An 11,094-nucleotide genomic window follows, 5' to 3' on the forward strand; every position below is an offset into this window, starting at 1 on the left:
CCTTAGGGTTAGTTTTACGCTTTTCTGCGAACCAGAGTTAACGCTGCTAGCATGAACAGTAGGTGGAACAGTGAACCACTGCTGCCCTTCTGCTTGTCGTTATCGGTTATTTTGACCGTGGTAACCACCTCGGCGTTCAATAACGTCTCATCGTCGGCACTGAGCAGGATATTAAACGACTCCATGGTTTCTACCTCGGCGTCATCCACCAGCTTAACGGTGAAGGACTTCGCCTCCCCATCTTGGTCATCCCAGTACAGCATGCCCGACGCAGGTTGATAATCCGCCAGCGCTTTAGCTGTGCCATCAAGACTTTGATAGTTCAGTGCCACGGCGCCATCGCTGCCGCCGGTACGTTGTACCGTCACCACGACTTGATTGTCACCTTCATTAACGTCATAGGCGCTCACCGCAAAGCCAAACTCGCCCAACACGGGTTCGTTCACATTCAGGGTTACGGCAATTTCGTGGGCCGCGTAGGCGGTATCGTCTTGCAGTAACAAGGTGGTCTGGTAGACACCCGGAGCCAAGGCGGCCGCATCGGCACCCAAGGTCAGGGCCTGTTGCTCGCCGACATTTAACGCTCCACCATCTTCGGAGTAGGTGAACCAGCTTGCTTGCGGCTGTGCACACACCTGTTGCTGCCCCGAGGCAAGGCTAAAGGTGCGCGACATTACCAGGTCCATGGCATGCAAGGTGCCATCACAATCGAGGTCTAGACCCGCTTGCGAAAAGCTATTCATACCATCTACACGCGTTGCCCCAACCAGGCTTAGTTCGTTGTGCAAATCAACAACGTACAGATCTAAGATCTGATCGGCCTTGTCACTGCCTACCCCATTCTCGCCATTGGCGCTGACATACAGATGACCAACATTCGGGTTGTAGGCCAAACCAAAGGCAGGTAGACCAAGGTCGTATTCGGCGCTGACGCTGCCATCGAAGTTCACGCGATACAATTTCTGTGCATTGTAGCTACTGACCAGTAACTGATCGGCATGCGGATCATAGGCCAAGCCGCCAACCCCATTACCGTCCAGGTCTGGACACACGCGCTTGCCCGTCAACTGCATGGCGTTAAGGTCAAGCTCATGGATACAGTTTGCATCACTGAAAATGGCCTGCCAAGCGGTGTTGGTGCGGGTGTTAAACGCAAGATCCGCAACCAGATCATCGCCTGCCGCTAGCGGATTCAGGTCGATTACATCGCCGGTTTTCTGGCCCTGTTCGTCTAAACGATAGAGCTTGTTGTCACCGCCGAAGGCTTTGGCACTGTTAACCCAAACGCTGTTGGTCACCTTATCAACCACCATGCCATACGGGCGGGCAATGTTCAAAGCCTGTGCTTGCTGGTTATCGCCCAGGCTTGCCTCACTCGGGTTATCACCACTGGGTGGTGCGACTTCAGTAACCTTGTAGCTAAGCCCATAACTGCCTTCGTTAGCCAAGGTGATATCGCTGGCAACTTTGCGTCCGGCAACCACATCCAGTTCGAGCGCCTGCGCCGAGCTGGTTAGCAGACCGGCATTAAGGGCAACATTAAGCTCGCTGACCTGATCGTTGGCAATGCTTACGCTTTGCTCGGCCTGCGCATAGCCGCTAAGGGCGATGCTCATGCTCTGCTCACCGGCGGCATTAAACTGACGATAGAAGCCATCCTGAGCGGTTAATGTAACCTTACCCTGCTGGTTTTGTACCTGAGCTTGCGCTAACGGAGCCTGGGTGTTGGCATCGGTGATCATCCCTGCCAGCAAGCCACCTTCGGCAAAGCCACAGCCTAAACCGAACTCAACATTATCGATTTGCACATACCAGTCATAGGCATTATCAACACTCAGGGTGTAATAACGCCATCTTAGTCTGAAACTCTCAGCGCCATCTAGGTAAGTGCCCAAGTCAACAACGACCTTGCCGATGCTGTCTGTGATCAGATTATGAATGTTCAGCCATTGACCACCGTCAACGCTGATATCAAAATCGAATACCGACTGGGCATACGCCTTAAAGGCCTGCTCATAACTCACGGTTTCAAAGCCTTGCAACGAAGCAACAGAGATAACAGGAGTGATCAACTCGGTATCGTAAAGGTTACGACCGCCGCGGTCGCTGTCCGCCGCCGCCGACATACCGCTGCCAGCGGTTAAGTTAGGACGACTCCATTGCTCACTGGTTTTCCACACCACGCCAGTACCGGCATTATCGACAACGGTCCAATCCGTAGGTGGGAAGTTCACATCTTCAAATTCGACCACAGAGGAGGTGCTGCTATCGGCCTTATTGTAACCGGGAGCAACACACACATCCTTGTTCACCTGCAGGGCAATGTTACCTAGCTCGGTATCGCCATTGGCCTGAGTCGCCACATTTTGCGGATTATAACTGACGGACGATGCCATCAGGTTTACCGGCCATCCGGCGTAACCATCCAGGGTAAATTCACCACTGATGGGGTCGGTGTTGATCACCGTATAAGGCACCAACTCGCCGCTTAGCTGCAAGCTTGCCGGTAATCCCCAACCGTGACCTGAACCATCAACCACCTTACCGCTAATGGTTGCCTTGGGTAGGGAAACCAAAGACACGTCCTTAGTTAACTCACCTTCGCTGGCCACCTGCACCGAACCCAAGTTGGTCATCGGGTGACCATAAGCACGTGCCTTAAATTCATAGCTGCCCAGAGGTAAAGACAGTGTATAGACGCCTTGTGCATCGGCTATGGTGCTGTAGTCGCCAAAACGTACTTCGGCACCTGCCAGTGCTGCATTTGTCTCGCTGTCACGTATCACACCTGTGACCACGCCTTGCGGCTCGGCCTGACATTGATCGAGCTGGAATTTCGCGATGCGTGTTCCCCAAAGGGTTTCGAAATCGGTGTCAGCACCGTACTCACTGGAAAACCAGAAGGTGCAGTCATCGCTTGGGTCGATGGTCATTTGCGCACGCTCGCCCCAGCTGCCGTCGAACGAGTTAACCTGAGGTGCTAAACCTTCGGTGACGCTGCCTTCGCCATAGCCAAGTTGGCCAAGAGGATCACTGGCTAAACGGCCACTATAACGCATCGCCGGCAACATATCGGCACTGGAAACGCTATAGCCCAAGGCGATGTTGCCCACCGCATCCATGGCCATACTGCCTAGCCAACGGCTGGCCGCATCGGGCGCATAGGTGCCTTGCTGATGAATAGTGGCTTCACTACCTAGGTTACGCACTTCATACCAGCGCACACCAAAATGCTTATCACCGGTTGCCACCGTGTGGTTTACCACCAGGCTGTCATGATCGCCAAAATTGCGGTAAGCCAAACGGTACATCAGCGCTTGCTGATGAGCGTCTAGGGCGTTATAGCTGTCGCCACCCCAGGAGTCCTGAGCAACACAGGTTTTACCGCAGCTTTGATCGATATCGAAAGGCTCGGTAGCCAAGGTCGCTAACAAGGCAAAGTTACTTTGCTCCGGGTTTTGCCAATCGGCCTCTAAGCCCCACAGCTGCAAAGCGTCCGCGGCAACGCCATGAACCTGATCATCGAGCATTTGCATAAAGTAGTTAGGCGAGCCTGCCTGTGGTGCGCGCATGCCATCCATATCCGCCGGTAAGGCGTTGTGCATATCGGCTTGGTCGAAATACAAGGTTTGTGCCGCTAGACCATGGAGCATTTTTTCACGCTCAAAGGCCACAACCGCCATCCCTTGCTTAGACTTGTCGACAGGAGAATATTGTGGCGCGGCCATATAATAGCCATCACCCCAGACACCGAATTGCGCCTTGTCATACCATTTCGAGTCGGTGGCAATAAAATCGTAAAGATGCCACTCGCCGGTAGGATCGCCACTTTTCGACACCGCCACACATTGGTGCATCTTGGCGCCGTCAAACGCAGTTTGGCTTAGTAACCAGCGATCCGCTAAAACGTCATACAGGACCGCGCCATCGCGGTCTTGTTGCGCTGTCCAACCGACAATAGCCGGTGGCTTGGCATCTGGATCGGCACACACGCCACCAAGCTCCTGCCAAAGCTGTGTAGTTGGCGTACGCCCTTGAACTAATTGGCCGTTCTTATCCCATACCGCATAGGACATGTTGACCACTTGCACTACGTGGTTGGCGCCTACATCTAAACTGGTATCCGGTACGGCGGCATCGCCCCAATCGGCGCCCTGGCCATCCAGGTTAAGACTGGGTTCGGGGATGGCTCGCTCACCCAGCGTAGTTTGTACCAGGGGATCGGAAAATCCATCTAAAGCCATTGAAACCAGGCTTTGTTGTTGTGCGTTATACAATTCGAGCTGATCCTCGAACTGGCCTGTTACTGACTTTGAAAGCGGCGCCTTACCCGCGGTGGCCAAGGTTGGACTCACCGGTTTTAACGCCATGGCTGCATTGCTAGTACTCTGGCTTGTTACATTCTTGACTGACTCACCAACCACTGGAGCCTGCGGCATCTCGGCAAAGGCATGATTACTGCCTATTAGCCCGAGCAAGCCAATAAGCACACAGCTTTGCAATTTTGACTTGTTGAAGTTCATCAAAAGTCTCCTGTTATTTACTTTTATGACTCACGTATTCGCACTGCCGGTAACCAAACTCGAAATTATGCGATCTAGATACGTGTAAATAGCCGTTACATTTGTGCCTTTTGTATACTCATGCCAAAGTACGAAACTATCGTCGGGCTGTAACTGACAATTATCAGTTAACAGGATGTTATTTTTGTTTACTTGTTGTTTTTAACTTAGGGGTATGAATTTGCGGGGGAAAATTCCGGGCCACATCAGCAATTGAAGAGCCCGGAGAACATGGAAAGAGGATGTTTAACGCTCGGCCATCAATTAACGATAGGCCTCCAAGGAAAGGGTCAAGGTGGTGTTGTCCTTAAGTTGCGCCGGCAGTTGCGCCGCCAACAACAAGCCACTGGACAGGGAAGCATGGATTTTTCGCTTTAACAATGGCGAGGCCGACACCAGCAGCTTTTCACTGCGATGTTCAAATTCATTCAGTTGCACCGTCAGATCCTGCAGCTGCTTACGTAGAGCCAGGTAACGAGCCTGTAGGGAAGTATTCCCTCCTGCGGCGGCGGTGCCGAAGTTCGCCAGCAGCGCATTATTGGCATCGGCTAATTGGGTTAGCTGTGTACTTAAGTGGTCGACAAAATAATAACTGCCTTTGTCGAAATCCAGGTTATGTTGACCGCTTGGCTCCAGCGCCGGGGATGTTTGCTGTGCATCACTCACCTGCAGCGCTAATTGCTGCACCTGAGCGTTTAAATCTAAAAAGCGCGCAACCAGGCGCTCCTGCTCGCCATTAAAAGCGTGTAACTTATTGATCTTGCTTTTTTTCTCCTGCTTCATCGCTTGCCAACTTTGCGCCTCAACCGGTGCGGAAAGAGCGCCGGCAGCTAGGCAAAAAACACCGATAAGAAGTAATTTATTCATGGTTAACTCCTAAGGGAAATAAGGAGCTCTAGGAGCTCCTTAGTTACAGGGTACTACTTTACGCGTTAGTCTTTAGCGCACGACCGTGGCCGCGTCTAAACAAGGCTAACGTGGCCAGTAGCATTAGTACAAATGGGTGGCTGCTACCGCCGCTGCTCTTAGACTTGGCGTCTTCGATCTCAACCGTTGCCAATACCTGGCTGAAAGCGCTGCGCCGCCGTCAACCTGGTGCAAACGCACGGAGAAGGACTCACTCTGTTCTTTCTCGCCGTCGTTCATCACGGCAATGGTGATTTCCTTGTCGCCGTCGTCTAGGTCTTGCCAATGTAATTGGCCGCTGGCGCTTTGGTAATCGCTACCGGCAACCGCCGTAGCATCCAAAGTTTCATAGCTTACGCTTAGGGCATTATCGCTGCCGCCTTGACGAGATACGGTCAAGGTCACCGAACCTTGGTTTTCGTTCACGCGATATTGGCTCACGGTAAAGCCCAACTCACCGGGGGTGCGCTCAAGTACGTTGAGGTTAACCAATACATTTTGCGCTAGGTAAGGCGAATCATTGGCCATCAACAATTGTGCCTGATAGAAGCCAGGCTCCATGTCTTTGGCATCAACATCGATTTGTACTTGCTGCATCTGTTCCAGAGCAAGTTGACCCTTGCTTGGCGTCGAGCTTAACCAGTCCACTTCTTTGAATTCGCAGACCCCGGTTTCACCAGATTTAATCTGGATCATCTGCTGGCTTTCGATATCCAACACCCACAGGTTGCCGTCGCAATCCAGGCTGATACCAGAGCCACCGCCATCGGCACGGCCAGGCACTGAATAACCACCGACCACACGGTATTCGTCGCTTACATCCAGCACATAGATATCGATATCCATAGGCGCAAAGCTGTTAGCGGCGACAAACAAGTGATTGGTTGCCGGGTTAAAGGCTAGACCGGCCACAGGCAGACCCACATCGGTCGACTCTAACAAAGTACCGTCGCTGGCAAAACGGTGTACCAGACCATCAATAAACGAACCAGAGAAGAATTGGTCGCCATTGGGATCATACGCCAGGCCACGTTGTGAGCTAGGCAGATCTGGACAAATACGGTTACCGGTAGCGCTTAGGCTGTTGATATCGAATTCATAGATACAACGGTCGCCGCCAACGATGATCTGCCAGAGCTTACCGGTACGCTTATTAAACGCCATGCCGGCATGGGCACCACGGGTGCTTAGCAAGGGGCTCACATCCATGGTTTGATCCGTTTTCGTACCGTCGGTTTTAAAGCGATAGATTTTATCGTCACCACCGAATACACCCAGGTTATTGAGCCATAGATCGCCGGTGCTTTGGTCAAAGGCAACACCATTGGTGGCAACCAGGTCGATCGGCCAGCTTTGTACCAGCTCGGCATTCATTTTCGGTGCATCAGGGAAGATAAATGGCACACGAATATCACGAGTGTTTAAGTCCCATAGGTCTTTAGGGCCAAACTTACGGCCACCGATAGCAAACGCAGGACCTACCATGTCTTGGCGCGGCGCCGCATTGATTTCTTCGATATTGAAGTTCAATACGTCCGAACCCTTATTGGCGAGATTCAACGCCGTTGACAGGCTACGGCCACTGGTCACAGACAGCTCTAGAGTTTGCGTATCCACATCCAATTTACCGGCATTAAGCGTGAAGCCCTGCTCTAGCACTTCATTGACCGCCACGCTCAACGTCTCACTTTGTAGCGTATAACCGGCCTGTTTTACCGCCAATTCTACGTCACCCAGATCGGTGAACAGAAGATAGCTACCATCGGCTTTGGTTGATGTGCTGCGACCTTTGTCCGTACTGACGATCGCATTGGCCACCGGCTCGCCGGTATTGGCATCTAGCACGTGCCCCGATACCAGACCGCCTTCAACACTGGCACAGCTTTGGGCTATGGTCACATCATCGACTTGGGCCCAGTTATCGAACTGTTCGCCGTCCCAGATTGTGTGATAACGCCAACGTAAACGGAAACTCTGTGCGCCTACCAGGTGTTCGGCCAGGTCATAATCGACGCGGAATTCACGCATGGTATTGCCATAGCTCAGCACCGTATTCCAGGCACCGCCGTCAAGACTGATGTCCATATCCAGCATGGAACCACCGTAGATGCCACCAACGAAGTCCATTTTGAACTGCAAGCTGGTTACACCGTTCAGATCGCTAACCGCAATCTCAGGCGTGATCAGATCCGAGTCGTAACGACCCCAACCATAACGGTCGTTGTCGATAGCCGCGGCATGACCGCTGCCACCGGTATAGTTAGGGCGTGCCCAGTCGGTGCTGGTTTTCCAGATAATTTCATCGCTGCTGGCATTATTTACCACGTTCCAACCGGCCGGCGGGAAGGCCGTGCCATCGAAATCTTCAACAATACCCAAAGACTGATAGCCCGGAGCTACACAGGCTTTGCTGTCAACCATCAGGGCAATTTCACCCAGATCATTGGTTTGCAAAGTATCGACTTTCACCTCTTGAGCAACATAGCCCTCGCCCAGTGAAGCAACCTTAATGGCATAAGGCCAGCCTTGATATACTTCAATGCTGAATTCGCCGGTGCTGGAGTCGTTGCTGAAGTTCACATCTTTGGTTAGATCGCCCATCAGGGTTAAAGATGCTGGAATTGGCCAGGCATGACCTGAACCATCGACAACACGACCCACTAGTGTGGTTTTCGGTAGCTCTGACAAGGTGGCATCAACCACTTTTGTGCCATCTTTGACCACATTGATGGCGCTGAAGTCGACCTGCGCATAACCGTAAGCCACCATGGCGACATCATATTCGCCTACCGGGGCCAGAATTTCATAGTAACCAGACTCATCGGTAAAGGTAGTCATGGCACCTACGCTGATCTGCGCTTGCGCTAAAGGTTCCCCGGTACTGCCATACAAGTGACCCTTTAGGGTACCTGTTGGGCCTGCGGTACAGTTAGGGAATTTGAACGAGCCGATACGGGTACGCCAGTCAATGCCGCCCGGGTTGGTGTCGCCGTAATATTCCTGGGTATACCAGAAGGTACAGTCATCAACCGGGTCGATGTTCATAGAGCTGTAGTCACCCCAACGGCCATTGGCACCGAGCTGTGAGCTGCCACCAGCAACTATTTCCTGCTCACCCTGAGCCATCATATTAAGAGGGTCCGAGGCTAAACGACCGGTGTAACGTACCGACGGATAAGTGTTTTCGCCGCTTACGGTATAACCTAGGGCCATATTGCCCATGGCATCCATGGCCACACTGCCCATCCAGCGCGAGTCGCCATCTGGCGCATAACTGCCCTGCTGATGCAGTACGGCTTCGGTGCTCGGATTACGAATTTCATACCAGCGCGGGCTCCAACGAGCGGCACCGGTTTCCGTTGGTGTATAAACCGTGTGGTTCACCACCAAAGATTCATGCTCGCCAAAGTTACGATACGCCAGGCGGTTCATAAGACGGTAAGGGATTTTATCCAGGTAGTTTTCGGCTGATACACCCGGCTGCGGAATACAGCCGCCGCTGCAGCTGCTGAAATCCATACCGGTCACCGGCACCGCGGCCACCTGCTCAAAGGTTGAGTTTTCTGGGTTTTCCCAGTCTGCTTTAAAGGCCCAGACATGCATTTCGTCGCTGTCGTAACCTTGCGACTCATCGATGGGTTGCAAGAAGTAGTTCGGCGCGCCCTCTGGCGGCGGCGTCATACCATCGAGATCGGACGGTAACATACCACCGAGTACTGGGTGCGGATCGTCGAAATAGATCATTCGCGCCGATTCGCCGCGCAACATTTTATCACGCTCAAAGGCAACGACACCGGCACCACCCCACTGATCTTCACGACCATCAAGGTAGAATTGGTTGACCGACATATAATAGCCATCGGGCCAAACCCCGAAGTGCGGATAGTCGTTCATTTTGACTTCACTGATTTTGAAGTCATATAAGTGCCACTCGCCGGTCGGATCCGAGGTTTTGGAGATGGCGATACATTCATGATAATCGCTTGGGTTGATGGCAAACTGACTCACCATCCAACGCTCGGCAAATTGATCGTACAGCACAATGGGGTCGCCATCGTTGTTCGCTGCACAGATACCACCGAGTTCATTCCACAGGGCATTGGTCGGGGTTGGCTCAATCAGCATATTGCCTTGCTTATCCCATACCGCAAACGACACGTTCACCATTTGCACATAGTGATTCGGGCCGACATCACCTACAGTGTCGGGCGGTGCTACGCGGTTGACGTTATCGACGCCGTCAAAGCTTAACAGCGGCGCCGGCATGGTATCGCCGGCAAAGTCGGTTTGCACGTTTTTCGCCGCCATAAACGGCTCAAGCATGGATAGATTGCTGTATGCGTCTAATGTGGATGCATGTTTTTGCGATTCGCTGGTTACAAACGGCAGCTCGAAGTTTTGAATCACTTCGCTGGTTTTATGCGACACTTCACCGCTGATGGCATCCATTTTACCGATCTGCAGACGTGCTTTAGCGTCTTTATTGACCGCTGCGGCCAACTGAATTAAAGGGCGAGTTGTGGTGTGTACCACAGCTTCATTGACGATCGGCTGTGCCGATTTTGCATAACTGACCGGGCCAGCAACCAACGTTGCTGCACCCAAGGAGATGCATAAGCTAATTTGTGACTTTTTGAAATTCATCAAAAGCCTCCTCAACATGTGTTTGTCGGTTTCCCTAAGGCGGGGGAAACGCATTTGCCCGACGCGGCAGATGCACACGCGAGCGCTTATTGAGTTTGGTTTTGTATACTTGGCCAGTTCAATTTACAGAAAACACACGAGCGCCAACTGACAAAAGTCAGTTGGCGTTATATTTATGTAAAAAAGATGTGTTATGGAAAGATAAATGACGCCCTGACCGGCCAGCGTCGGCACCTAAGGGCAGGGACCTAAGGGCTGGGACCTCAGGGCTGGGATAGATGAGCGCTAAGAGTCTAGCAGGGTGTTCATTCGTACCAGCTCGGCCAACGAACGCACGGCCATTTTTTTAAACACCCGGGCGCGGTGAATTTCCACCGTGCGCTGGCTCACACCCAGCTCGATAGCCATCACCTTGTTAGCCTTGCCGGCGACCACCAGATCATAAATTTCGCGCTCCCGGTTAGTTAGGGTTGCCAGCCGTTCCTTAATCTCGGCCTGTCCCGCTTGCCCCGCCCTGGCCTCCTTGTCTTTTTTCAAGGCGCCATAAATGCATTCAAGCAAGTCATTGTCTCTAAATGGCTTTTCAATGAGATCAAAGGCACCCTCGCGCATCGCCCGCACCGCCAGCGAAACATCGGCATGGCCGCTGATAAAAATAATGGGAAGCTTGGCATTAATGTCGCTTAAGCGCTTTTGCAACTCCATGCCGTTCATCTCGGGCATACGAATATCAAGCAGCAGGCAGCCGCTCATGTCATCGTTGTAGGCATCGAAAAACTGCTGCGCCGAAGCATAGGTATGGGTGTTTAACTCGACGGATTGCAGCAGCTCGGCAATGGCATCAAGCACCACAGGATCGTCATCAACTACATACACACTTTGGGTTTCGCTACCACTCATAAGCCTTACACCGTGAATATTTATTTAGTTTTTGTGATTATTTTATTAGTGCATATTTTGCCGTGAATATCCACCTTGTGGG

General features: G+C 52.3%; 4 protein-coding genes. All 4 read right to left on the reverse strand.

Features of this window, described 5'->3' with window-relative positions; all coding sequences use genetic code 11:
- Positions 1–14: 14 nt before the first annotated feature.
- The 4 genes from C2M24_RS09535 to C2M24_RS09550 all read right to left on the reverse strand — a co-directional run bounded on the left by C2M24_RS09535 (position 15) and on the right by C2M24_RS09550 (position 11,012).
- Positions 15–4,523, reverse strand: a complete 4,509-nt coding sequence (locus C2M24_RS09535; RefSeq protein ID WP_105214509.1) for a carboxypeptidase regulatory-like domain-containing protein — start codon at positions 4,521–4,523, stop codon at positions 15–17.
- A 303-nt stretch (positions 4,524–4,826) separates the two neighbouring features.
- Positions 4,827–5,429, reverse strand: a complete 603-nt coding sequence (locus C2M24_RS09540; protein ID WP_105214511.1) for a hypothetical protein — start codon at positions 5,427–5,429, stop codon at positions 4,827–4,829.
- A 123-nt stretch (positions 5,430–5,552) separates the two neighbouring features.
- Entirely contained in the window at positions 5,553–10,112 is a 4,560-nt protein-coding gene (locus tag C2M24_RS09545) for a carboxypeptidase regulatory-like domain-containing protein (protein WP_158683750.1), read from the reverse strand.
- Positions 10,113–10,397: 285 nt separating this feature from the next.
- Positions 10,398–11,012, reverse strand: a complete 615-nt coding sequence (locus C2M24_RS09550) for a response regulator transcription factor (protein WP_105201654.1) — start codon at positions 11,010–11,012, stop codon at positions 10,398–10,400.
- Positions 11,013–11,094: the final 82 nt, after the last annotated feature.

Origin of the sequence: Pseudoalteromonas sp. T1lg22 (assembly GCF_002964645.1) — a bacterium.
Classification (GTDB): Bacteria; Pseudomonadota; Gammaproteobacteria; order Enterobacterales; family Alteromonadaceae; genus Pseudoalteromonas.

Bases quoted from the DNA above. Each gene is read 5' to 3' on its own strand.
- C2M24_RS09535 (WP_105214509.1), bottom strand. From the start codon at position 4,523: ATGAACTTCAACAAGTCAAAATTGCAAAGCTGTGTGCTTATTGGCTTG.
- C2M24_RS09550 (WP_105201654.1), bottom strand. From the start codon at position 11,012: ATGAGTGGTAGCGAAACCCAAAGTGTGTATGTAGTTGATGACGATCCT.
- C2M24_RS09540 (WP_105214511.1), bottom strand. From the start codon at position 5,429: ATGAATAAATTACTTCTTATCGGTGTTTTTTGCCTAGCTGCCGGCGCT.
- C2M24_RS09545 (WP_158683750.1), bottom strand. From the start codon at position 10,112: ATGAATTTCAAAAAGTCACAAATTAGCTTATGCATCTCCTTGGGTGCA.